A 23,762-nucleotide genomic window follows, 5' to 3' on the forward strand; every position below is an offset into this window, starting at 1 on the left:
GACACCGACAAAGCCACGTGACCTGCGTCCCGTGCCCGGATCGGTGGTCGAGCATGCCCCTGACCGGGCCCATCCGTCGCGCCGGATTCGGTGAAAACGGTCAAGCCCAGACTTCTGGTGGCTACGATCACTCGAAAATTGGACGCTTGTCCATTTGGACGTTTGACCTGAGGGAACCGAAAAGAATGCAGAGACGCTGGACGCGCGGGCTCCTGGCCGCCGCCATCGCGGGCGGGATGATGGCCTCCGCGGTCGTCGCGGACGCCGCGCCCACCGCCGCCTCGATCGGGCGGATCCACACCGACGGCTCGCACTTCGTGGACGACAGCGGCCGGGTCGTGCTGCTGCACGGGGTCAACAATGTCGACAAGGAACCGCCCTTCCTCCAGGCGGGGGACGGGCTCACCGTCACCGAGGACGACGCGGCGCTGCTCGCCCGCCACGGCTTCAACACCGTCCGGCTGGGCGTGTCCTTCGACGGGCTGATGCCGACCCAGGGCGTCGTCGACACCGCGTACCTGGATCGGGTCGCGGGCATCGTGGACACCCTGGCGGAGTACGGGATCCACACCGTGCTCGACAACCACCAGGACGGTTTGTCGAAGGTGTGGGGCGGCAACGGTTTTCCGGAGTGGTCCCTCCACGCCCGCCCGGGAGCGGGTGAGCCCAATCTCGGCTTCCCCCTCTACTATCTGATGCCCAGCATGAACGCGGGCTGGGACGAGGTGTGGAACAACTCCTACGGCGCCCTCGACTACCTCGGCCAGGCGCTCGGCGCGCTCGCCGCGAAGATGAGCGGCCATCCCGGCGCGATGGGCATCGAACTGCTCAACGAGCCGTGGCCGGGAAGCGCGTTCCTGTCCTGCTTCCCGAACGGCTGCCCGGGCTTCGACGTGAAATACCAAGCGGCCATGCAGAAGCTGACCGACGCGGTACGCGGGAGCAATGGCGACCTCATGGTGCTGTGGGAGCCCAACGTCACCTGGAACGAGACCATGCCCAGCAACCTGGGCAAGAATCCGCCGATCAGCGCGCCGAACATCGCGTTCGCGCCGCACGACTACTGCATGCCCAGCCAGATGGCCATCTACATGGGCCTGCCCACCTTCCTGCGCGGTCTGTGCCCGCTGCAGCAGGACAAGACCTGGGGCAATATCGACGCCCTCACCGCACGCACCCAATTGCCCACGCTGGTCACCGAATTCGGCGACGGGGACGCGACGGTGCTGCGCAATACCCTGGTCCGCGCGGACGAGCGGTTCGCGAGCTGGCAGTACTGGCACTACTCCTCGCGCTTCGGGGCGGGCGGTCCGAAGCCGGATCCGTTCCTCGGGGACGTCGGCAAGCAGCTGGTGCGCACCTATCCGCGGGCGACCGCGGGCATGCCCGGGCGGATGATCTTCGATCCGGACACCGGTGACTTCGCCTACCGCTACACCCCGCGCGCGGGAACCACGGAGATCTACGCCTCGGACGTCCACTATCCGGACGGCTACGCGGTGCGGGTCGAGGGCGGCCACGTGACCTCAGCGCCGGGTGCGCGAGTGGTGACGGTGGAGGCCGACGCGTCGACCGCGGTGACCGTGTACATCAACCGTCCGGGGTCGAAGGGCGCGACCGTGCCCACCGGTCCGATCGGGACGGGTTCGGCCAGTGGGTCGGCGAGCGGTTCGGCGGGCAGCGGCTCGGCGAGCGGCTCCGCGGATTCCGGGTCGGGCAGCGGATCGGGCTCCGGTTCGGCACAATGATGCGCGAAAGCTATTGCCCCGCTTGTGTAACGAGTGGGGCACGGATATCGACACACGGCAAAGGGGCGCTGTTGGTCACGCGCCCAGTTTTGTCGATCGAGAGGTAACCCATGTTGTATTTCGGCCTGCCGATGCTCAGCACCCTGCCCACCCTGCTCGTGAACCTCTCGTGGCTGGGTATGCGCGGATTGTCCATGCTGCCGCACTGAGTCGCGGGCACTGATCGGTGATGCCGTCCGGATATAACCCGGCGTCGGATGCGGGTCCGGGCGGCACACAGGTATTCTCACCGCGTTCACAGCAGTGAACGGTTCGGTGAGAAAGGTTTTCGCTAGTGAAGCTCGCAGGAACGAGGCCGTTGGTGCGCCTGGTGCTCGCCCTCGTGGCGGTGGCCGTGGCCGTATTCGCCGTTTCCGGCTGTTCGGCGCTCCAGAACGCCAGCAAGTCCGACACCGCCAAGTCCAAGGTCGGTGACTGCATCAATGTGATCGAGGGCTCCGCCACCGACTCCAAGACCGCGCCCGTCGACTGCTCCGACCAGAAGGCGGTCTACAAGGTCGCCGCGGTCGCGGACAAGAAGACCGACTGCAAGGAAGAGCAGACCTCCTACGAGGAGACCCTCAACGGCGGCACCACGGCCTTCCTGTGCCTGAGCCCCAACTTCAAGAAGGGCTCCTGCTACAACGAGAGCCAGACCACCGGCTACAAGTTCGTGGCGTGCACGGCTCCGGAAGCCTCGTTCAAGGTGATCGACCGGATCGACGGCCAGGCCGACGAATTCGCCTGCGACCCGAGCACCGCGATCGGGTTCCGCATCGTCCCCGATCCGAAGACCACCTTCTGCCTAGGCAACCCCAAGGGGTAAACCCAGGTCTCGGGACCAAGAATCAGCCCGGTACTCGTCGGCATCACCAATGCCGTTCGGGCGCCGGGCTTTTCCTATTCGACCAAGGCGACCGAGGCGATGCGGTGCAGGGTGAAGTGGCGGACCGCGCCCGTGACCGGGTCCAGGGCGTCGAGTTGCCCGCCGCCGACCTTGAGGGGTTCGACCACGCGCTGTGAGGCGACGCCTTGGGCGTCCACGTAGCCGATGTGGACGCGGCGGCGGGTGCGGGCGGCCAGCTGGAGCAGGTTGAGGGTGGCCTGGGTGCTGGTGCGGGAGCCGTCTGAGCGAACCGTCTGCCCGGCACGGGCATTCGCGGCGCGCTCGCTCGCGCGCAGCTCGGCCACCAGGGACCGCAGCTGGTCGGTGCTGGGCGGGTTGGGCCGCCAGTTCGGGTGCGGGCGCTGGCGGGCCGGCAGGCGCGCGCCGCGCGGCCGCAGGTCCACGATGGCGCCCGCGGAATCCTCGCCCGCGGGGCTGAATCCGGCGGCGCGCAAGCGTTCCAGCACCTCGCCCAGCGGGGCCTGGGAGATGGCGACCGTCGGGGCCACCGCGCGCAGGGCCAGTTCCCCGGCGACGGGCGCGGCCAGCACCTCGGCGAGCAGCGTGGGGTCGTCGCTGCGCACGAAACTCTGGGCCATGCCCGCGCGCAGGCGGCCGTGGCGGCGGGCCACATCGTCGATGAGATAGGTCAGCGACTGCGGGACCGGGGTGCGGGAGTGGGTGGTGAACAGGTGGTGCAGTTCCGCGGATGTGGCCCCGGCGTCCAGGGCGCGGCGCACCGAGGTCTCGCTGATCCGGTACACCGTGGCCGCGCCCGCCGATTCGACGTCGGCGACCATGGCGATCCGGTCCTGCAGTTCGGGCACCAGCGGGCCGGGCGCGATGACCGTCAGATCCGCCTGCACCAGCACGTGATCCACCGGTTCGGGCAGCGCGATCGCCATCTCCGATTCGGCGTCCTCGGGACTGCCGTGCAGCAGGGCGCGCCCCGCGGAGGTGACCGCGCCGCGCGCCAGCAGTCCGAGCGCCTCGGCCTCGGCGAGGGTGGCGCGCACCGCCTCCAGCCGGTAGTGGCGGCGCCGGCGCGGTTCCCGCCAGGCCAGGATGCGGCCCAGGTCGGCGGCGGAAACCTCGGTGCCGGGCGGGAATTCGGCCAGCAGGCCCAGGACGGCGTGCCGGTCGCGGACCGCGTACACGGTGCGCAGCTCCGCCGAGAGCGCCGCCAGGGGTTTGTCGTTGGCGTCGCGCAGCCCGATCATCCACGGCAGCCGGTCCAGTTCCAGCCAGGCCTGCGCCAGCACCGCCCAGCGGCGCGACGGCACCACGGCGAGCCAGGCGTCGGAGGTGGTGGTCGGCGTCCAGAAGTCGTCGGCGCCGTCGCCGTCGGGCGCGGGTTCGGGGGTGCCCTTGTCGATCAGGCGGGCGGCGGCCAGGATCTCGGCGAGCAGGCCGAGCCGGTCCTCGTCGATGCCGGTCTGCTTGGCGACCCGGCGCAGCTCGCGGACCCCGAGGCCGCCCGAGCGCAGTATCGGGGCGGGTGCGCGGCCGAGCACCTCCAGCACGGAGGCGCTGTGCCGCAACAGTTCCCCCGCCTCGCCCGCGGCCACCGCGTTGATGTCGGCGGGGGCGTGCTTGGTGGTGTCGGGGTGCGGGGCCGCGAGCGCGTGCGGATCGGTGACCGGTTCGTTGCGCAGCACCTGCCCGACCGAGACCGGCAGCTCCACGGTCTCCTCGTCGATCCAGTTGAGCAGCCGCTGCGCCAGCAGCCGCTGGACCGGACGGTCGTCGGGGGTGCCGGGCGCGGCGTCGCGGGTGCGGCCGCGCGGGCCGGTGCTCGCCAGCTTCTCCAGCAGCGCGCGTTCCTGCGGCGTGGCCGCGGCCAGGGCGGCGGTGATCTCGGGCTCGGTGAGCGAGTCCGGCAATTCTGTGGTGCTGCCCAGCGGCCAGGGCAGGGCCTCCTGCGCGGCCGGTGACACCCGCAGGGCGGTGTCGGGGCCCCAGACCAGGGCGCGGGCGCGCAGCTTGGCCAGCGCGGCGTTCACGGGGGCGGCGGGCACCCGGTCCGAGAGCAGCTTGCGCAGCGTCTTGGCGGGCAGGGGAGCGCCGTGGCGGCCGTCCCCGGCTCCTTGCACCACAAGGGTTTCGATGACGGCGAAGTCGAGGGTGTTCAGCTCGTCGCCCGCGCGCAGCACCGAGGCACGCTGCTCGGTGCGGGCGGCCAGCACGGCCATCGAGGCGGGCAGCGGGACGGCTAGGTCGGGGCGCAGCTCCAGCAGCGTCACGAGTTCGTCGTCGCCGCGCTTGGAGAGCCACTCGGCCAGCGTCGGATCCGTGGATTTGGCGGATTTCGCGGGCTTGGCCGTGGAATCGGCGGGCGCGTCCGGGTCGCCCGTCGGGGTGGGGGTTTCGGTCACTTCACCCGATCCGTCGGGGAGTGCGGGCGCGGTTCAGCGACCGCCGCGGCCACCAGGCGGTAGACAGGGCCTGGAGTCGTACGCGGCGGTCGCCCGGGAACGAGCGCCGTCAACCGCATATCGGTCGGTACGACGGATCAGCGGTTGACGATGGTGTGCGGGTGCACGTAGGGCAGCTGCTCGACCGGCAGCGGGAACTCCGTGTCCTCGCCGTAGGGGGAGAGTCCACCGGAGCGGGTCGAGGAGAGCTCGGTGACCGCGTGATCGCCGTTGGTCTCCGGCCAGCCGTTGTCCACATAGGGTTTGTTCGATTTGTTCACCACGCCGCTCATTCTGGCACGAGCACCCCTGGGCCGCCCTCCCCGGCACCCGGAAGTTCGCGCCCGTCATGGCGTTCCACCAGCAACCTCGGGCCGAAACGCACGAATGCCCCGCATCGCCATTGATGCGGGGCATTCGGGAGCAGGGAACAGGGGGCTGCCTACTGCGGCAGCAGGCCCTTGTTCGCCTGGAAGAAGTTCACGACGCCCGGATCGAGCTGGGTGCCATTGGCCTTGGTGGCGTTGAGGAAATCCAGTGCGGGCTGCGGGATCTGAATGCCCTGCTGCTGGGCGACCGCGATGGCGCGGTCGACGGCCTGGAAGACTTCCTGCGTGCCGTTGGTGGCGCCGCCGGGGCCGGCCTGCTGCGGAGCCCACTGCGGGACGTCGGACGCGGCGGGCGCGGGGGCCGTACGGGGGGTGGCGGAGCTGGAGAGGCCGAGACTGGAGGAGCAGCCGGGCCATGCGCCCCAACCCTGCGTGGCGAGGACCTTCTCGGCGACCGCGATCTGCTGTTCACGGCTGGCCTGGTTGGCGGTCGCGGCGTACTCGCCGCCGCCGTGGGCGGTCCAGGTGCCGGGGGAGAACTGCAGTCCGCCCTGGAAACCGTTGCCGGTGTTGATGCCCCAGTTACCGCCGGCTTCGCACTGTGCGAGCTTGTCCCAGTCGGAGTCGGGTGCCGCGCTGGCGTTTCCTGCCATGGCCACTCCGGCGCCGCCGAGAGCGATGCCGGTCAGGGCAACCTTGGCGACAGTGCGGCCGGTGTTGGTCGGCTTGCGATGGCGTCCACTCATTTTCGGGTCTTTCCTCTCGTACGCGCCTGCGAGACCGACTACCGGGGTCGGACTGAGAGGTCGTCCGGCCCGGCGCACTGGCTGTGCGCTATGCCTCGTCTTCGCCCCTTGTTCCAGTTGGGGGTCCGTACCCGCGGGGCGAAGTTCGGTGCGGCGGGCCGGTGGCGCCGGGCTGACCCGGCGGGGAGAACATTACGACGCCCGCCGCGAAAAATCACCATTTGATAACCGTCGTGTCCGTCGGGTCATTTACCGGCGCAACGGCTTCCATCGGGCGTCTGTGCTGGTGGTCACGGCGAGTCTCGGCCGATAGGGGTCTGTCACCACTCCGTGACCGTCTCGTTATGTGACGAAGATCACAGGCATGGCCGGGTAACGAACTGGGCAATCTCAGCGCGTCCGGCGCCCCGACCACAGCGCGTAGACGATCGACAGCAGGAAGCCCAGCGGCGCGCACATGGCGAGCAGGTACAGCCACACCCCCGGCTTCGAATCGGTCAGCAGCCCGATGCCGAAGATGGCGAAGACCGCCAGCAATCCGATCGCGAACAGTCCCATGGCGATGTAGAGCAGCCAGCTCGCGGAACGGCGAGGGGCCTGCTCGGAAGAAGTGTCGGACACCTCAAGACCGTAAAACTGATGTGCTCGGGCTATTCGCACCGGGGTAGACTCGGAGTTCAGTCGCGTCCTGCATAGCTGTGTGGGGCGCGTTCTTTTGCCCGGTTGCTCCGGGCTGGAATGACGAACGGGTGAGCGCAGTGCCGACCGGCAAGGTGAAGTGGTACGACGTCGAAAAGGGCTTCGGCTTCCTGTCCCAGGATGAGGGAGAAGACGTCTATGTTCGATCGTCGGCGCTGCCCGATGGTGTCGAGGCCCTGAAGCCGGGTCAGCGCGTCGAGTTCGGGATGGCCGCGGGTCGCCGTGGCCCGCAGGCGCTTTCGCTGAAGCTGCTGGAGACCCCCACCCTGCGCGAGGAGCGCGGCGGCCGGGGCGAGCGCGGTGGCCGCGGCGGCCGCACCGACGGCGCCCCCGTCAACCGGAAGTCGCCGGACGAGCTGCACGGCCTCATCGAGGACATGATCACGCTGCTGGAGACCAAGGTGCAGCCGGACCTGCGTCGCGGCAAGTACCCGGACCGCAAGACCGCCCAGCGCATCGCCGAAGTGGTGCGCGGCGTGGCGCGCGAGCTCGACCACTAGGTCGCACGCGCTCGAAACGGCAATCGGGCCCCGGTGATTCGATCACCGGGGCCCGATTCACGTTGGGGCGGACCCGGTTTCCCGGATCCGGCCGAGCTCAGCTGAACAGCGCGGGATCGAACGCGGGGGTGTGCACCGCCCAGATGCCGCGGGAGATGACGCCCTCGTTGCCGGCCTCGTCGCGCGCCGGAATGGGCAGGTGCAGCTCCATGATGGCCAGCTTCACGCCCTCGTTGGCGGGGGTCTTGATGGTCAGCGTGCGCGGCTTGTCCCACTTGGAGTCCTGGTCGCGCTCCGGCTTGCCGGACAGCTTCCACGGCTCCTTGTAGGTGAGGATCTCCGCGTCGGCCTTGTTGTTCGGCAGGCGGTAGCCGATCAGCAGCTCCCACGGGGAGTCGACGATCTCCTTGGGCAGCGACAGCTGGATGGTGGAGCCGGGCGGCACGTCGAGGTCGGAGACCGCCTCGGTGGTGTTGCACTTGCCCATCGAGAGGCGTTCCTTGGAGATCTCGAGGTCGCAGTACAGGAAGGGCTCGACCGTCACGGACTTGCCGTGCGCGTACGCGGTGATCGCGGGCTCGGACTTGTCGGTGTGGCGGGCGATGACCACGATCGCGGCGAAGTAGGCCACGGCCACCACGGCTAGAACCGCCAGCAGAGCGATGATCGTGCGGGCTTTGGGTTGGCTCACCGGGTTTCCTGTCCGTTACTGGGTGGGTTCCCCGCGCCGTGCGCACCGGGGATCTCCTGCTTGGCGTGCTGAGGTCGGTTACCGCCCAAACCGGGCAGCAGCGAATGACCACGGTAGCTGACCACGGTCTGGATCAAGCCCAGCGCCATGATGACCGAGACCACGGCGAACCCCTTCCACCACATGGTCGGCATCCACAGGGTGGGCAGCAGGACGCCCAGCGCGCCGCCGAAGACCCACGCCAGCTGCAGGACGGTCTCGGAGCGGCCGAAACCGGACGCGACCGATTCCGGGGGCAGGTCGTCCTGGATAGAAGCGTCCAGTGACACCTTGGCCAGCGCGCTCGCGCCCGCCGCGATCAGCGTGGCGAGCGCCGCGCCCAGCAGGCTGTCCAGGACCGCCGCGGCGACGGCGGCGGTGACGCAGGCGACGGTGCAGATCAGCACGATCAGCTGGGGGCGGCCGAGTTTCATGCGGGCGCCCGTCGCATTGCCCGCGAAATTGCCGATGGCCGCGGCCGCGCCGACGATGCCCAGCATGGCGATCTGCTGCACGCCGTGCTTGTCGGTGGCCTTGACCACGAACGCCACATAGAAGGTGAGGAAGCCGGTCAGCACCCGCACCGTGCTGTTGCCCCACAGGCCGGTCACCACCGAACGGCCCAGCGGCTGACGGCGTTTGGTGGGCGGCACGTCCCCGGCCCGGCTCGGGTCCAGCACCTCGGTGCGGGAGTCGTCGCCGTGGTAGCCGAGGGTGGCCGGCACCTCGCCCTCGGTGTTCTCCACCCAGGCCGGGATACGCAGGCTCAGGAACATGCCGGCGGCGGCCAGCGCGGCCGCGAACAGCAGCGCGCCGGTCGAGCCGGTCACCTTGGCGATCAGCGCGGCCACGCCGCCCGCGCACAGGGTGCCGCCGACCAGTCCGAAGACGGTGAGGCGAGAGTTGGTGCGCACCAGGTCGATTCCCGGCGGCAGCACGCGCGGGGTGACCGCGGACTTCAGCACCGAGAACGACTTGCTGAGCACCATCATGCACAGGGCCAGCGGGTACAGCGCCCAGTTGTCGATATTGAAGATCAGCAATCCGGCCACCAGCACGCGGATCGCGAACGAACCCGCCAGCGCGATCCGGCGGCCGTGCTGCAGGCGGTCCAGCATCGGGCCGATCACCGGTGCGATGACCGCGAACGGGGCGATGGTGATCACCAGGTACAGCGCCACCTTGGTGACCGACTCCGCGGTCGCGCTGGCGAAGAACAACGTATTGGCCAGGGCCACCGCGATGGCGGCGTCGGTCGCGAAGTTCGCCATGGTGGCGTACACGAGCGCGGTGAGGCCGGACTCCTCCGCGCCGTCGGCCTTGGCGGCGCGCTGGAAGGTCGCGAAACCGCTCTGCGTCAGTTCGATGCTGCGGCGTGCCGCGACCCGGGTGACGGTCAGCTTCCGGGGCGGCTTGTGCAGCCCGCCGCTGTCGTGGGCGTCCGGGTTGTCACCGGCTGAAAGCTGCTGCGTATGAGCCGTTTCCGAGGATTCGGCGGCGGTGTCGCGGCCCTCGGGTCCGAGCGCGCTTGTCGGTTTCGGGTCGTGACGGTGCGGCGTGTGCCCGCGCGGGGGCGAGCTCTCGGGCTCCGGGGCGTGTCCCGAGGCGGCGTCGTAGCGCACGCGCCGGGTGGTGTTGAAGTCGTGCGGCTGCTGCCACATCTCCGGCTCGTCCCCGGTTCCGCGGGACGGCTGGGTCTCGTAGGGCCGGGTCGGCGGGTTGTCACCGGAATCGGACTTGGCGTGGCGGCGCTGCGCCCAGCGTGAGGTCCGGGCCTCCGGTTCGCGCGGTGCGTCGCCGCCGCGGTCGCGCGCGGGTTCGCTGCGCACCCCCGAGGACGGTTCGGCGGGTCGGGTGGGTGCGCGCCGGGTGAGGAATTCCGGCACGTCGTCCTGGTCGCGCGGCGGCGCGGGCCGCCGCCCGGCGCGGTTCGCGGGCGGATAGCGGTCGTACCCCGGATGCCGTTCGATCATGGGTGAGTCCTCGTCGCCCCAGCGACCGGGATCGGCACCGGGGTCACGGGGGGCAGTCACGCCCCCAATTCTTGCAGTGCCGTCGGCGTGCGGCTGCACTACCGCCGGTGTGGGACGCCACAAGTTGGAGAGACCGGTCGTTTTGGCGGGTCAGGCGGGAACGAAACGGACTTCGTAGGCGGTGGGCCACTTCTTGCCGGTGAGCAGGAAGCGATCGGTGCCGGGCAGATGGGCGATGCCATTGAGCACGTCCGTGTCGGGGGTGCGGGCGCTGCCGGGCAGCAGACCGGAGGCGTCGATGCTCGCCAGCACGTCACCGGTGTCGGGGTCGATGCGCAGGATGGTGTCGGTGGCCCAGGTGTTGGCGTAGACGGAACCGTCCGGGGCGCAATCCAGTTCGTTGAGGTGAGCGTTCTTGTGGCCGGTGAGCGTGACGGTCCCGGTGACGGCGAAGGTCCGCGGATCGCGGAAGGTCAGGGTGGAACTCCCATTGCTCATGACCACGCGATCACCGCGTGTGCACAGGCCCCAGCCCTCGCCGTCGAAGCGGGCGGTGCGGATCTCGGTCAGGGTGGCGGGGTTTCGGGCGATGGCGAGCCCGTCCTTCCAGGTGAGCTGCCAGAGCAGGTCCCCGGCGCGGGTGATGCCTTCGCCGAAGAGCGGGGCGGGCAGCTCGGCGCGGGCGAGTTCGGCCCCGGTGTTCAGGTCGGTGGACACGACGGACGAGTGGCCGGAGAGTCCGGTGCCCTCATAGAGAACCGAGCCGTCTGCTTCCAATCCCTCGGTGAACGCGCCCGGGTCGTGCGGCCGTGTCGCGACGACTTCGACACGCCACTTCGGCGTGTTGTCGGTGCTGGTGCAGCCGGTGATGGTCCCGGCCAGGGCCAGGGCCGTGGACAGCGTGATCGTGGCGGCCGCTACCGGTGCACGGCGTTTGCGCTCCATACGGCAAAATGTAGGGCGTGAGCGCGGTTGGAGTTTCGGAGTCCGGTGTGCGGCCGATCCTGGCGGAGGCGGTCCAGCTGGCCCGCCGTGCGCTGCTGGATCTGGAGCCGGTCGGCGTGGGCGCGCATCTGGGCGTGACGGGCGAGGACGAATCCTCGGCCACCCATCACTTCGAGGCCACCCTGCCCGGCTATCACGGCTGGCAGTGGGCGGTCGTGGTGGCGGCCCCGCCGGAGGCGACGGTCGCCACCGTCAGCGAGTCGGCCCTGCTGCCGGGTCCGGACGCCCTGGTAGCGCCCGACTTCATCCCGTGGGATCAGCGCATCCGCCCCGGCGATCTCGCCCCCGGCGACCTGCTGGCCCCGCGCGCGAACGACCCGCGCCTGGTGCCCGGCTATGTCGCCACCGGTGACCCGGCCGTCGACGAGGTCGCGCTCGAGATCGGCCTCGGCCGCACCCGGGTGCTGTCCCGCGAGGGCCGCGAGGAGGCCGCCGACCGCTGGTTCTCCGAATTCGGCCCCGACACCGACATGGCCCGTTCCGCGCCGTCCACCTGCGGCCTTTGCGGCTTCTACGTCCCGCTCGCCGGTTCCCTGCGCGCCGCCTTCGGCGTGTGCGGCAATGCCATGGGCGCCGACGGGCGTGTCGTGCACGTGGCCTACGGTTGCGGCGCGCACTCGGACGTGGAACTGCCCACCGGCAACGGCTCCCCGCTGTACGAGGCGTACGACGACGCCGCCGTGGAACTGATCCCGCTCGCCGAACTCCGCCCGGAAACCGCCGCCGCGGCGGACGAATCCGGCGCGACCGAGGGTGCGGAAAACACTGCGGCCGAAGCCGAATCGGGCGCTGCCGCCGAGTCGGAGAACGCCGCCGCAGGCGAGACCGCGGCGGCTGACGACGCCGACGCCGAGGCGAGCGCCGCCGAAACGCGGACCCCGACCGAGTCCGCCGATGTGGCGGCCGGTGTGGTGGACGCCGATGTCGAGGTGACCGAGGTCGCCGTCGCGGAGGGCGAGACCGCCGCGACGGGGGAGACCGAGGCCGAGCAGGCCGATCCCGGCGTGTTCCAGTCGGCCGATCCGGACGCGGTGTACGACGACGCGTGGGCGGTGACCGCGGTGTCGGTGGAACCCGAGACCGGGTCGGCGGAGTCGCGCTGAGCCCGGTCGCGGAAGTTCCCGGCAGCGCTGGATTTCGGTGGATCGCGCCGGATCCTGTGTAATACCCCGGATGCTTGGCCTTGGCGTGCCAACAACCGCTTTCGGGAAAGGGCGTAGCGCGTGGTCGCGACCGAATTCGAGGATCCGTTCGGCACGGCGGAATTGCGCGCCGGAGTGGTGGCCGCCTGGCGCGGCTCGCCCACCCGGTTGCGCGAGGACGCCGCCACCGAGGCGGATCTGGTGCGGGCCGGATACCGGGACCGGCTGCTGACCGAGCTGGCTCAGAACTCCGCCGACGCGGCGGTGAAGGCCGGGGTGCCCGGCCGGATCGCGGTATGGCTGGACGGCCGTACCCTGCACATCGCCAACAGCGGTGCGCCGCTGGACGTCTCGGGCGTGCACGCGCTGACCGCCCTGCGCGCCTCCGGGAAGACCGAGGGCGCGGCCGTCGGGCAGTTCGGGGTGGGTTTCACCGCGGTGCTGACCGTGTCCGACGAGGTGGAGTTCCGGTCGACCAGCGGGTCGGTGCGGTTCTCCCGGGGCGAGACCTGGGCGCTGCTCGGCGTGCAGGGCATCGAGATCCCGGAGCAGTCCGGCGATTTCGAGCCGCCCGCGTTGCGCCTGGCCTGGGCCATCGCCGAGCGGCCCGCGGACGGCTTCGACAGCGAGATCGTGCTGCGCCTGCGCGAATCGGTGGACCCGGTCGAGCTGCTCGCCGAGATGCGCGCCGAGGCTCCCGACCTGCTGCTGGAACTGCCCGCCCTGACCAAGATTCGCATCGGCGACGACGAGATCGCGAGCACCCGGCGCGAACTGGAGGGCGGCCTCACCGAACTCGCGGTCACCGGGCCGAATTCCGATGAGCGCCTGTGGTGGCAATACCGCACCGAGCGCGCCCGCTGGCTGCTCCCGGTACGCGACGGCCGCCCGGTCGCCACCCGCCCGGATGTGCTGCGCGCCCCCACCCGCTCGGACGAGGAACTCTCGCTCCCCGCGGTCCTCATCGCCGACATCCCCATGCAGCCCGACCGCCGCCGCCTGCTCCCGAGCGCCCGCCCGGCCGAGCTCGCGACCGACTACGCCGCCTTCGCGCGCGCCCTCCCGCCCCGCGACCGGCTGGTCCTGGTCCCCACCCCGGGCTTCGCCCGCAGTGAGACCGACGCCGTCCTGCGTGAAGCCCTCATCGCCGAACTCCGCGACAACGAGTGGCTGCCGGTCCTCACCGTCCACCAGGATGCCGAACCCGCGCTCGCCCCAGCGGATTTCGATGCGGCGCTCCTCGAACCCACGCTTGCTCCGCAACCGGCCGAGGCCTCGGAACCCAGCGCTTCCGCCCCGGCACCGGTGGCGAGCCCCGATGCCCCCGTGCCGTCGGCCAAGCCGCGCGCCGCGCGTCCCGCCGAGCCGGAGACGCTGCCGCTGTGGGACCTGCCAGAGGACGAATCGCCCTCCGACGCCGTCGAACCCCATGACGCCATCGGCCCGCACGATGTGGTGGCCGGTTACGGCGCGGCCGAGTCCGGCGATCTGGCCGCCGCCGCGGATCTGGCCCGGGCCGCCGACCTGGCCGGGGTCGAGGACCTGACCGCGTCCACCGGCGCGGCCGAATTCGACCTCGGCGGGCTGGGGATGGCTGTGGATGAATCTCATCCGGCCGGAATTCCGGCGGCCGGGGAGGTCCGGATCGGTGTGGCCTCGCCTCGCCGGGCAGGCGTCTTCACCGGCGTGACCACGGAATTGGCGGATCTGCTGGCGGAGATGACCGGACCGCTGGTGATTCCGGAGCTGTCGGGCCGCCTGTTCACGGACGCGCTGGCGGCCCTGGATGTGCACCGGATCGGCCTGGCCCGGATCGCGGAGCTGTCCGGCGGCCTGGAACGCGAACCGCAGTGGTGGTATTCGCTGTACGACGCCCTGGAGTCGTTCGCGGTGGATCCGCTGTCGGTGGAGGAGCTGGGCGCGCTGGCGGTGCCGCTGGTGGACGGCCGACTGGTGACGGGTCCGCGCACGGTGGTGCTGGATGACCGTCTGGAGCAGGCGATTCCGGTGCACTGGGCGCGGTTGGCGCATCCGGAGGCGGCGCACGAGCTGCTGGGCCGCCTGGGCGCGCGTCCGGCCACGCCGGAGGATCTGCTGAACGATCCGGGCCTGCAGGCGGTGCTGGAGGACGATCCCAGCGATCCCGACACCGTGGACGCGGTGCTGGGTCTGGCCGCGCATTCCCTGGCCGCGCCGGGCGCGTTGCCGTCCTGGCTCGGCTTGATCGAATTGCCGGACGTGCAGGGCGAATTGACGCCCGCCGACGAACTGCTGCTGCCGGGCGCGCCGCTGGACCGGGTGCTGGTCGCGGATTCGCCGTTCTCCACCGTGGATTCCGCGGTCCTGGAGCGCTACGGCTCGGAAGCTTTGCGCGCCATCGGCGTCGGCTGGGGTTTCACCCTGGTCGCCGAGTCCGATCCGACCGGCCCCGACCATCACCTCGACGACGAGGAGACCTGGTGGGAGAGCCTGGTCGAGGATCCGTCCGAACTGGTGGCGGTCCGCGACCTGGACCTGGTGGACGACGCCGAATGGCCGGAGGCCCTGCGCCTGCTGCTGGCCGAGGAGAGCACCCGCCGCCTGGTCGCCGACCGTGACGGCTACACCGCGTGGTGGCTGCGGCATCACGCGCACATCGACGGCATTCCGCTGGGCCTGCTGCGCCATCCGGACGACACCTTGTTCGCGGGCCTGCTCCCGCAGCTGCCGGGCTTCGGCGCCCAGGACCTGGCGGTGCTGCGCAGTGTTCTCGCCGATCCGGAGGTGCTGACGCCCGCGCTCGCCGAGGAGCTGCTCGACGCGCTGGCCGATCCGGCGAGAGTGCCTACGCCCGAATCGATTTCGCAGACCTACCGGCGTTTGGCGGAGGCGCTGGACGCGGGCCGGCTGGACACCGAGGACCTGGTGCTGCCGGGTCAGGTGCGCGCGCTGAGCGGGGAGGTGATCCCGGCCGCCGACGCGCTGGTGCTGGATCGCCCGTGGTTCGGTCCGGCGCTGCCCGCGGATCGCCTGGTGGTCGGGGACATGGCGTGCGCGCGTCCGCTGGCCACCCTGCTGGATCTGCCGCTGGCCTCGGAGGCGGTGACGGCGGAGGTGGTGAGCACGGGTCGCGAGACCAGCTGGACCGCGGATCCGCTGGGCGTGCTGTTGCGCCTGCAGTTCGATATGCCGCTTCCGGCAGGCGATCTGGTGGTGCACGACGAATTGCGGGTCCGGTTGACCGGCGCGTTCGAGGCCACGGTCGAGGTGGCGTGGTGGCGCGAGGGCGATGTCACCCATGTGCAGGGGCAGCCGCAGAACTTCTCGCGTCGCTGAGATCGGGTCCGGCGCGGGCGATCACGCTGCCCGCGCCGGAGGAGAAGAGGGGTCGGGTCAGGCCGCGTGGGCTGCCACGGTGGTGGCGAGGACGTCCAGTTGGTCACGGACGGCGGCGCTGTCGTTGTCGACCAGCCAGCGCAGCACGATGCCGTCGATGGTGGCGAGGATGAAGCGGGACAGGGTGCCGACCGGAACGGTCCACTGGCAGTCGGTGGCTTCGCGCGCGTGCTCGAAGATATCGGCGACCGTGGAGTCGTTGAAGGTGTACTGCTCGCGGGCGATGGCCAGTTTGGCGGGGGTCTGTTCCCCTTCGCGTAGCGCGTAGGTGGTGGTCTCGTAGGTGAGTAGTTGTCGTTCCGGGGTGGCTTCGATGTTGAGCCACATGAGTTCCAGGCCGGCACGCACCAATTGCTGAAACGCGGCTTTTCCGGTTCCGACGTCCTGCCATACGGTTTCGTTGGCGTCGACGGAATCACGCAATTCCATCGAAAGCGCCTTGACCAGCTCGGTCATCAGCTGATCTTTGTTTTCGAAACAGTAATGCACCACACCGAGGGAAACACCGGCTGCCTGCGCGACATCGCGGGTGGTAACCCCGGCCACGCCCTTTTTTTCGGCAAGGCCGATGGCTGCCTCGATAAGGTGGGCCCGTCGTTCTTCGACGCTCAATCGGGAGGACACTCCAGGGAGTTAAGCCTCCGAGGCGCGTGCAGTCAATTCGCGGGCTACACAAGTTTGCTTGGCATGCCTGTTGGTCAGATGACCAGTCGCTTCCCTGTGCTAATCCAGACCGCGTTGTGCGCCTTTATCACCCCGACGCGCACTCCGCCGCTGAATCGCGAAGATGGTGTAGCCCAGCAGTCCGACGCCCAATCCCATCAGGCACACCGGACGCGCGGTCGCCCACGCGTCGTTCAGCCACACCGCGACCGTCGCGATCAGGAAACCGATGGCGCCCACCAGGAGTACGGGACGCGGATCGGTGAAGCGCGGCGGAATCTCCGGGACGGTCGGCGGGGTCACCCCCTCAGACTAGAGGGCGCGAGCCGTTCCGGTGGCGCGCCGGTGCGCTCGGCGCTGGACCAGGCGAACCGGCGACCCCCGCGCGGGCGTTCCCGTATCGTTTGCCTCTGTGACAACGCCTTCCGACATTCGAGCGCTCGCCGGTGAACTCTCGCTGGCGGTGGTGCGCTTGACTCGGCATCTGCGAGGCCGGCGGGCCGATGCCCAGATTTCGCTGACGCAGCTGTCCGCGCTCGCCACGCTGAATCGGGAGGGCGCCATGACGCCGGGCGCGCTGGCCGCCAAGGAGCGGGTGCAGCCGCCGTCGATGACCCGGGTCATCGCCTCGCTGTCGGAAATGGATCTGGTGGAACGCAATCCGCACCCCACCGACGGACGGCAGATCATCGTGTCGCTGTCGGACGCGGGCCGGGCCTTGATAGCGGACGAGAATCAGGCCCGCGAGGCGTGGATGACCGATCAGCTCTCGCAGCTGACGCCCAGCCAGGTCGGCGTGCTCCGCGAAGCGGTCGGCATCATGAAGCAGATCGTCGACGAGTCGGAGTAAGGCGTACCGATTCGCCGGGGCGCCTCGCCGTCCTAGTAGCCGAAACGTCGGTCGCTGTCGACGATTTCGCGGCCCAGGGGGAACAGCGATACCGGGATCAGCTTGAGATTCGCCCAGGCGAACGGGATTCCGATGATGGTGACCGCGAGCGCGATGCTGGTCATCAGGTGCCCCAGCGCCAGCCACCACCCGGCCACCACGATCCACACGATATTGCCGAGCATCGATCCCACACCCGCGTCCGGCTTCTCCACCGCTTCGCGGCCGAAGGGCCAGAGCACGAAATAGGCGATGCGGAACGAGGCGATTCCCCAGGGGATGGTGATGATCAGGATGCAGCAGATCAGCCCGGCGATCACATAGCCGATGGCCATCCAGAACCCGACCAGCACGAGCCACAGGATGTTCAGGATCAACTGGATCGGTTTCACGGTTCCAGCATGCCAGCGGGCACGGGCCCGCACCACCGGGAAAACCCTGACTGATCGGTGGTGGCCCTGTCCGGTAACGGGTGAAACCCGGTGGATTTCCCGATTGGTGAATCAGCTCACTGCTAATCTCACGCTATCCAAGATCTAGCCAGTTCCAGATGCTGTCTCGATATTCGGAGAAAGCGTGGGCATACTTTGAGCAACATTAAACGACTATCGGTAGGCCTGACCGCGCTGGCCCTTGTCGCAACGGGCGGCCTGGCCGCGTGCAGTAGCGGCAATTCCTCGGGTTCGGCAGCGAACTCCACCGCGAGATCGGAGCCCGGCACGGCCGGCTCGGGCCCCGCGCGCAATCCGTATCTGGCCGCCGACCACTACGCCATCACCCACCTGGATTCCGCGCAGTCCGACAGTTTCCCGGACCCGATTCCGCGCGGCACCTTCCATATCGACCCGAAGGCCATGCCGCGGGTGCCGGTCGGCCCGGTGAGCATCATGACCCTGGCCTCCACCTCGGACAAATACCGCTGGATCTCCTCGACCCAGGGCGTCCGCTACGTCGACGTCTCCGACGGCGGCTTCAAGGAGATCGCGGCCCTGGACACCCCGGGCATCGCATCGATCAGCCCGCAGGCCCTGGACCAGGTGCTGGACCAGAACTTCACCGACGCCGGGCAGATCCAGAACGCCATCGCCCAGGACTGGGGCGGCGCGAACTGGACCCGCATCGCCAATGGCGTCTACGGCCTGGTCGACAAGGACAACCGGGTCTACTTCAACACCTTCGACTCGCAGCTGTTCATCTTCGCGCTGAAGAACAAGGACAAGCCCGAGGACGGCATCGAGGTCGTCAAGCACATCGACCTGAAGCAGTACCTGGGCACCGGGACCACCTCGCTGGGCATGCCGGAGAACATCGTCGGCGTCTCCATGACCTACGACGGCCACGTGATCGTGGCGTCCTCGCGCGGCCTGCTGGCCTTCGACCGCGACCTGGCGGGCACGCCCCAGCAGGTGCGCTTCGGCAGCGACGAGACCGTGTCGAACTCCATGGCCAATGACGAGGACGGCGGCATCTACATCGCCAGCGACAAGATCATGCGCAAGGTGGTGTGGACCGGCAGCAAGCTCTCCACCGAGGAGAGCGACGGCGCGTGGTCCTCGCCCTACGACTTCGGCCGCCAGCCCCCGGCGGTGAAGTTCGGCATCGGCACCGGATCCACGCCGACCCTGATGGGCTACGGCAAGGACAACGACGAACTGGTCGTGATCACCGACGGCGCGGACCACATGAAGCTGGTCGCGTTCTGGCGCAACAAGATTCCCGAGGGCTTCGCCCAGAAGCCCGGCGCCGAGTCGAACCGGATCGCCGACCAGATCGAGGTGACCGCCGGTCTGACCGATCCGAAGCCGGAGTTCATCCAGTCCGAGCAGTCCGTGGTGGTCAACGGGTACGGCGCGTTCGTGGTGCAGAACATCGGTTCCGGCGGCGAACCCGATCGCCTGGTGGACGTGCTCTCCAACGGCCCGGTCGACGCGCCGCCGCACGGCATGCAGCGCTTCGAATGGGATCCGAAGGCGGACAAGTGGAATTCGGTGTGGGAGCGCGGTGACGTGGTCTCGACCTCCATGGTTCCGGCCACCTCGACCACGACCGGGATGGTCTTCGTCAACGGCTACAGCAAGGCCGACGGCTGGGAGGTGACCGGCCTGGACTGGAAGACCGGGGAGACGGTGCACCGCACCATCTTCGGGCAGTCCAACCTCGGCAACGGCGCCTACGCCATCGTGGAGGGCTTCCCCAACGGCGATCTGCTGTTCAACAGCGTCGGCGGACCGTTCCGCGCGAAGATCGCCGGTCGGTAGAGCATTCGGCCTCGTCCCAGGGCCGGGTGGGAGTCAGTGGCCGGGCCGCACCCTCGGGTGTGGCCCGGCCACTGCCCGTTCCGGGCTCAGAAGAACCAGCCGAGCTCGGCCTCCCGCTCGGCGGTGAACGCCTCGTCGAAGGCCCGCAGCACCGTCGCTTCCTTGGCCTGGATCCGGTTGGCGGCGGCATAGACCCGGGCCCGGTAGCCGCCGAAGTAGAGGCTGCCGAGCACGTCGATGCCGAGTTCCAGATCCGGGGCGCGATCGGTGGGCGCGCACTCGGCGATCCCGTCGCGCACCCGCAGCGCGAAGGTGCCGCCCGCGTCGCGGAACGGATCGTCCACGGCCAGTACCACATCCAGGTCCCGCTGATACGTGCGCGCGGTCAGCGCGGCGGGCACGTCCATGAGGCGGGTCCACAGCGTGTCGTGGCGGCCGACGACCTCGATCAGACGTGGATCGGTGACCAGGAAGGGGAGCGGATCCCCGTCGTAGGTGCTCGCTTTGATGTCGTGCACCAGGTCCATGCTCAACAGCACCCGCCACAGCGCGATGTGGGCTTCCGGTGTGACGGTGCGCATTTCGCGGATGGTGGCGGTGTTCTTGTAGTCGTGCCAGGAGCGGCGCAGGATGGCGTACCCGTCCGGGTGGATCAGGAAGAACTGCGGCGCGCCGTCCTCGTTCTGCACCGCTTCGGCGAAGAACCGCTGCTGCCACCGGGCTTCGGGACGCACCTGCGCACCGGGCGTGAGTCGTCGCCAGCGGTCGTAGATCTCGGGCAGGACCTGCTCCGCCTCGGCCAGGGCCGCGACCCGAACGCCGCCGGGATCCGGTGTGGTGGGCCGGAATTCGGCGGTGCGCCCGCGAATCGAGAGGTCGATCTCCTGGATCGAGGGCCCGTAGCCGAAGCGGCCGTAGATGCCGCCCTCGCTGACGGTGAAGATGGTGAGCGGCAGGCCCTCGGCCTCGATGCGCTCGTGCAGCGCGGTGTAGAGCGCCCGCAGAATGCCGCGCCGCCGATGCGTGGGCGCGACCGCGACGCCGGTGACGCCACTGGCCTGGACGGTGCGTGGGCCCGGCACCGTGACGGTCATGACGCGGTCGTTGACGTGCCCGACGAGACGATCGCCGTCGACGGCGACCAGGGCTCGTTCGGTGGGGAAGACCTGCGGCCCGAACTCGACGTCCGCCGGACCGCCACGCATGCCGAAGCCCATGTCCATCAGCTGGACGAGTTCCGGCCGTTCCTCAGCTCGTGCCGAACGCACGGTAATGCCATTCGTCGATGCCATTCCCCGAAGATCCCAGGATTTCCGGTTCCCCGCATCCGATTTCTTCGGGGGCCAGCTGCCGCCCCCGCCGCGGCAGCTGACCCCCGTGAGAACAAGAGTGCCGCCCCACGCCAGCGAGATCCTTAACAAGTCCTTGTCAACGACAGGTCGTCGGCAACGAGAAATCCCCGCCGCCACGAGGTGTGACGACGGGGATTTCCCGGGAAAAGCGTTCGGGCCCAGGGCCCGAGGGATCAACGGCCGTTGATCTCCACGTAGTCGCGCTCGCCGTAGCCGGTGTAGATCTGGCGCGGACGGCCGATCTTCAGCGGCTCGCTGTGCATCTCGCGCCAGTGGGCGATCCAGCCCGGCAGGCGGCCCATGGCGAACAGCACGGTGAACATGCGGGTCGGGAAGCCCATGGCCCGGTAGATGACGCCGGTGTAGAAGTCGACGTTCGGGTACAGGCGACGCTCGATGAAGTACTCGTCGGTCAGCGCGGCCTCTTCGAGCGCCTTGGCGATGTCGAGCAGCTGGTCGTCGCCGCCGATCTTGGCCAGGATGCCGTCCGCGACCTGCTTGACCAGCGTCGCGCGCGGGTCGTAGTTGCGGTAGACGCGGTGCCCGAAGCCCATGAGCTTCACGCCGTCTTCCTTGTTCTTGACCTTGCGGACGAACTCCTTGACGTCGCCGCCATTGGCCTTGATGTCGTCGAGCATCTCCAGCACGGCCTGGTTGGCGCCGCCGTGCAGCGGGCCCCAGAGCGCGTTGATGCCGCCGGACACCGAGGTGAACAGGTTGGCGTCGGACGAACCGACCAGGCGCACGGTCGAAGTCGAGCAGTTCTGCTCGTGGTCGGCGTGCAGGACCAGCAGCATGTCCAGCGCGGCGGCGATCTCCGGGTCGACCTCGTAGGGCTCGGCCGGGAAGCCGAAGGTCATCCGCAGGAAGTTCTCCACCAGCGACAGCGAGTTGTCCGGGTACAGGAACGGCTGGCCGACCGACTTCTTGTACGCGTAGGCCGCGATGGTCGGCAGCTTGGCGAGTAGTCGGATGGTGGACAGCTCGACCTGCTCGGGGTCGCGCGGGTCCAGCGAGTCCTGGTAGTACGCCGACAGCGCGTTGACCGCCGACGACAGCACCGGCATCGGGTGCGCGTTGCGCGGGAAGCCGTCGAAGAACCGCTTCAGGTCCTCGTGCAGCAGGGTGTGCCGGCGGATCCGGTCGGTGAAGTCGTCGAGCTGCGTCGGGGTCGGCAGCTCGCCGTAGATGAGCAGGTAGCTGACCTCGATGAAGGTCGCCTTGCCCGCGAGCTGCTCGATCGGGTACCCGCGGTAGCGCAGGATGCCCGCCTCGCCGTCGATGTAGGTGATGGCCGACTTGGTCGACGCGGTGTTCATGAAGCCGGGGTCGTAGGTCGTGTACCCGGTGCTGGCGAGCAGCTTGCCCAGGTCGATCCCGTCATTACCCTCGACAGCCTTGGCGACGGTCATCGGGTACTCGCCGCCCGGGTATTGCAGTACCGGCTTGGCGTCGTCGTCGACGTTGATGATGTTCTCAGCGGGCACGGAAGGATCCCTCTCAGGCTTGAAACCGTAGGCATCGACGCGGGTGACACACGATGCGCTTGTACTCAACGCTAGCCGCTGTCCACTACGCCCGAGTAATGAGGGTGTCCCTTGACTACCTCACAGTCACGTCGTTCGCAGGTGAGGCGAGCGGCGGTCATGTGCTATGCGCATGAACGCCGGACCTCAGGCGACCGGCACCTCCGAATGGGCACGTGCCACCCGGTAACGCACGAACGCGGGAAATGCCACGACGGCCAGCATCATGCCGACCACGACGAGCACGCCGCCGCCCGCGGCGGTCGCCGCGGTACCCACCGCCGCTGCCGCGAAACCGTGCGCAACATCACCGACGCGCGGTCCACCCGCCACGACAACGATGAACACGCCCTGCAACCGCCCGCGCATCTCGTCGGTCGCCACCGACTGCAGCATGGTGGTGCGCAAAGCCGCCGAGAACATGTCGACCGCGCCGCCGAAGGCCAGGCAGGCCAGCGCGATCCAGAGCGCCAGGGTCATGCTCAGCCCGTGTCCGACCAGGCCCACGGCCAGGCCGAACCCGACCATGCCCAGACCCCACAGCACGATGCAGACCACCACGGCCAGGCCCTGCCGCCGCACCCGCGACAGCCAGCCGGAGAACACCCCGCCCAGCACCGCGCCCACCGACATGGCCGCGAACAGCAGCCCCAGAGCCGTTCCGCCCGAAGCGGAGTCGCCGAAGCTGTCCTGGGCGATCTGCGGGAACAGGGCGCGCGGCATGCCGAACACCATGGCCACCACGTCCACCGCGAAGGAGGCCAGCAGGATGCGCTGGGTGGCCAGATAGGCGAAGCCGTCGAATACCTCGCGCAGTCCGGCCCGGCGGGCTTCGCCGTGCGGCGGGATGGGCGGCAGCTTCCAGGTGGCCCACAGCGTGGCCAGCAGCGCGATGGCGTCCAGCAGGTACAGCGTGGACAGGCCCGCGAGCGGAATCAGCATGCCCGCCAGCACCGGTCCGGCGATGGCGCCGAACTGCATGACGGTCATGCTCAGCGAGTTCGCCGCGGGCAGCTGCTCGGGCGGCAGCAGGCGCGGGTAGATGGCGCTGCGGGCGGGCTGGTTCATGGCGAAGAACGCCTGCTGCGCCGCGAACAGGATCAGCACCAGCCACACATTGTTCAGTCCCGCTGCGGCCTGCGCCCAGAAGGCGAGGGCGGTCAGGCCGGTGCCCGCGGAGGTGACGAGCAGCATCTTGCGGCGGTCCATGGCGTCGGCGAGCGCGCCGCCCCAGAGTCCGAAGACGATGAGCGGGACGAGGCCGAACAGTCCGGCCAGGCCGACGTAGGAGGAACTGTGGGTGATGTCGTAGAGCTGTTTGGGGACGGCTACGACGGACAGCTGCGCGCCGATCACGGTGACGATGCCGGTGGTCCAGAGCCTCCGGTAGTCGGGATTCCGTAATGGAGTTATGTCGGCGAGCAGCTTCACCGACTTATTTTGGACCGATCATCCCATCATTTGAACGTGAGATATCCAACTCTTTCG

The 23,762-nt window shown here is 69.3% G+C and carries 20 protein-coding genes; 7 read left to right on the top strand and 13 right to left on the bottom strand.

Annotated elements, in window-relative coordinates; all coding sequences use genetic code 11:
- Positions 1-185: 185 nt before the first annotated feature.
- The gene (locus ACQP06_RS03460; RefSeq protein WP_433670425.1) at positions 186-1,748 is read left to right on the top strand and encodes a cellulase family glycosylhydrolase; all 1,563 of its coding nucleotides are present in this window, start codon (positions 186-188) and stop codon (positions 1,746-1,748) included.
- Positions 1,749-2,082: 334 nt separating this feature from the next.
- On the top strand, positions 2,083-2,613 hold the full coding sequence (locus ACQP06_RS03465; protein WP_433670427.1) for an LppU/SCO3897 family protein: 531 nt from the start codon (positions 2,083-2,085) through the stop codon (positions 2,611-2,613).
- A gap of 74 nt (positions 2,614-2,687) precedes the next feature.
- On the opposite strand, the gene ACQP06_RS03470 is transcribed toward ACQP06_RS03465, so the two are convergent.
- The 4 genes from ACQP06_RS03470 to ACQP06_RS03485 form a co-directional block, all read right to left on the bottom strand.
- A complete protein-coding gene (locus ACQP06_RS03470; protein WP_433670429.1) occupies positions 2,688-5,048 on the bottom strand; it encodes a helicase-associated domain-containing protein in 2,361 nt (786 codons plus the stop codon).
- A 137-nt stretch (positions 5,049-5,185) separates the two neighbouring features.
- Entirely contained in the window at positions 5,186-5,380 is a 195-nt protein-coding gene (locus tag ACQP06_RS03475) for a hypothetical protein (RefSeq protein ID WP_433670431.1), read from the bottom strand.
- Positions 5,381-5,529: 149 nt separating this feature from the next.
- Positions 5,530-6,162, bottom strand: a complete 633-nt coding sequence (locus ACQP06_RS03480) for a transglycosylase family protein (RefSeq protein WP_433670433.1) — start codon at positions 6,160-6,162, stop codon at positions 5,530-5,532.
- A 390-nt stretch (positions 6,163-6,552) separates the two neighbouring features.
- Positions 6,553-6,783 (bottom strand): hypothetical protein, encoded by a 231-nt coding sequence (locus ACQP06_RS03485; RefSeq protein ID WP_433670435.1) that lies wholly within the window; start codon positions 6,781-6,783, stop codon positions 6,553-6,555.
- Positions 6,784-6,920: 137 nt separating this feature from the next.
- On the opposite strand from ACQP06_RS03485, the gene ACQP06_RS03490 reads away from it, so the two are divergent.
- Positions 6,921-7,361, top strand: a complete 441-nt coding sequence (locus ACQP06_RS03490) for a cold-shock protein (protein ID WP_357282822.1) — start codon at positions 6,921-6,923, stop codon at positions 7,359-7,361.
- A 97-nt stretch (positions 7,362-7,458) separates the two neighbouring features.
- Here the strand turns inward: ACQP06_RS03490 and ACQP06_RS03495 are convergent, their stop codons facing one another.
- The 3 genes from ACQP06_RS03495 to ACQP06_RS03505 all read right to left on the bottom strand — a co-directional run bounded on the left by ACQP06_RS03495 (position 7,459) and on the right by ACQP06_RS03505 (position 11,009).
- Positions 7,459-8,052 (bottom strand): DUF2771 family protein, encoded by a 594-nt coding sequence (locus ACQP06_RS03495; protein WP_433670437.1) that lies wholly within the window; start codon positions 8,050-8,052, stop codon positions 7,459-7,461.
- Entirely contained in the window at positions 8,049-9,752 is a 1,704-nt protein-coding gene (locus tag ACQP06_RS03500; protein WP_433673227.1) for an MFS transporter, read from the bottom strand. Before ACQP06_RS03500 ends, ACQP06_RS03495 begins: the two co-directional genes overlap by 4 nt.
- Positions 9,753-10,214: 462 nt before the next feature.
- On the bottom strand, positions 10,215-11,009 hold the full coding sequence (locus ACQP06_RS03505) for a glutaminyl-peptide cyclotransferase (RefSeq protein WP_433670439.1): 795 nt from the start codon (positions 11,007-11,009) through the stop codon (positions 10,215-10,217).
- 17 nt (positions 11,010-11,026) lie between these two features.
- Here ACQP06_RS03505 and ACQP06_RS03510 point away from each other — a divergent pair, with 17 nt between their 5' ends.
- Together ACQP06_RS03510 and ACQP06_RS03515 are read left to right on the top strand one after the other, a co-directional pair.
- Positions 11,027-12,172, top strand: a complete 1,146-nt coding sequence (locus ACQP06_RS03510) for a DUF3027 domain-containing protein (protein ID WP_433670441.1) — start codon at positions 11,027-11,029, stop codon at positions 12,170-12,172.
- Between the two features lie 120 nt (positions 12,173-12,292).
- Positions 12,293-15,526 (top strand): sacsin N-terminal ATP-binding-like domain-containing protein, encoded by a 3,234-nt coding sequence (locus ACQP06_RS03515; RefSeq protein ID WP_433670443.1) that lies wholly within the window; start codon positions 12,293-12,295, stop codon positions 15,524-15,526.
- Positions 15,527-15,583: 57 nt separating this feature from the next.
- Here the strand turns inward: ACQP06_RS03515 and ACQP06_RS03520 are convergent, their stop codons facing one another.
- Positions 15,584-16,198 (bottom strand): TetR/AcrR family transcriptional regulator, encoded by a 615-nt coding sequence (locus tag ACQP06_RS03520; RefSeq protein ID WP_433670445.1) that lies wholly within the window; start codon positions 16,196-16,198, stop codon positions 15,584-15,586.
- A gap of 111 nt (positions 16,199-16,309) precedes the next feature.
- Positions 16,310-16,552: a DUF2530 domain-containing protein gene (locus ACQP06_RS03525; RefSeq protein WP_379272159.1), complete on the bottom strand. Its 243-nt coding sequence runs from the start codon at positions 16,550-16,552 to the stop codon at positions 16,310-16,312.
- A 109-nt stretch (positions 16,553-16,661) separates the two neighbouring features.
- On the opposite strand from ACQP06_RS03525, the gene ACQP06_RS03530 reads away from it, so the two are divergent.
- Complete coding sequence (locus ACQP06_RS03530) at positions 16,662-17,099, top strand: MarR family winged helix-turn-helix transcriptional regulator (RefSeq protein ID WP_357089467.1); 438 nt, start codon at positions 16,662-16,664, stop codon at positions 17,097-17,099.
- A 32-nt stretch (positions 17,100-17,131) separates the two neighbouring features.
- Here the strand turns inward: ACQP06_RS03530 and ACQP06_RS03535 are convergent, their stop codons facing one another.
- Complete coding sequence (locus tag ACQP06_RS03535; protein WP_387300377.1) at positions 17,132-17,530, bottom strand: YccF domain-containing protein; 399 nt, start codon at positions 17,528-17,530, stop codon at positions 17,132-17,134.
- 195 nt (positions 17,531-17,725) lie between these two features.
- On the opposite strand from ACQP06_RS03535, the gene ACQP06_RS03540 reads away from it, so the two are divergent.
- On the top strand, positions 17,726-19,396 hold the full coding sequence (locus ACQP06_RS03540) for a hypothetical protein (protein ID WP_433670448.1): 1,671 nt from the start codon (positions 17,726-17,728) through the stop codon (positions 19,394-19,396).
- A gap of 86 nt (positions 19,397-19,482) precedes the next feature.
- On the opposite strand, the gene ACQP06_RS03545 is transcribed toward ACQP06_RS03540, so the two are convergent.
- The 3 genes from ACQP06_RS03545 to ACQP06_RS03555 all read right to left on the bottom strand — a co-directional run bounded on the left by ACQP06_RS03545 (position 19,483) and on the right by ACQP06_RS03555 (position 23,705).
- Positions 19,483-20,688: a GNAT family N-acetyltransferase gene (locus ACQP06_RS03545; RefSeq protein ID WP_433670450.1), complete on the bottom strand. Its 1,206-nt coding sequence runs from the start codon at positions 20,686-20,688 to the stop codon at positions 19,483-19,485.
- A 233-nt stretch (positions 20,689-20,921) separates the two neighbouring features.
- On the bottom strand, positions 20,922-22,235 hold the full coding sequence (locus tag ACQP06_RS03550) for a citrate synthase (protein ID WP_433670452.1): 1,314 nt from the start codon (positions 22,233-22,235) through the stop codon (positions 20,922-20,924).
- Positions 22,236-22,421: 186 nt separating this feature from the next.
- Complete coding sequence (locus tag ACQP06_RS03555) at positions 22,422-23,705, bottom strand: MFS transporter (RefSeq protein ID WP_433670454.1); 1,284 nt, start codon at positions 23,703-23,705, stop codon at positions 22,422-22,424.
- Between the last annotated feature and the right edge of the window lie 57 nt (positions 23,706-23,762).

Origin of the sequence: Nocardia sp. CA-136227 (assembly GCF_050955695.1) — a bacterium.
Classification (GTDB): domain Bacteria; phylum Actinomycetota; class Actinomycetes; order Mycobacteriales; family Mycobacteriaceae; genus Nocardia.

Coding starts and splice junctions, on each gene's coding strand:
- ACQP06_RS03460 (WP_433670425.1), top strand. CDS start 186: ATGCAGAGACGCTGGACGCGCGGGCTCCTGGCCGCCGCCATCGCGGGC.
- ACQP06_RS03475 (WP_433670431.1), bottom strand. CDS start 5,380: ATGAGCGGCGTGGTGAACAAATCGAACAAACCCTATGTGGACAACGGC.
- ACQP06_RS03480 (WP_433670433.1), bottom strand. CDS start 6,162: ATGAGTGGACGCCATCGCAAGCCGACCAACACCGGCCGCACTGTCGCC.
- ACQP06_RS03500 (WP_433673227.1), bottom strand. CDS start 9,752: ATGTGGCAGCAGCCGCACGACTTCAACACCACCCGGCGCGTGCGCTAC.
- ACQP06_RS03505 (WP_433670439.1), bottom strand. CDS start 11,009: ATGGAGCGCAAACGCCGTGCACCGGTAGCGGCCGCCACGATCACGCTG.
- ACQP06_RS03545 (WP_433670450.1), bottom strand. CDS start 20,688: ATGGCATCGACGAATGGCATTACCGTGCGTTCGGCACGAGCTGAGGAA.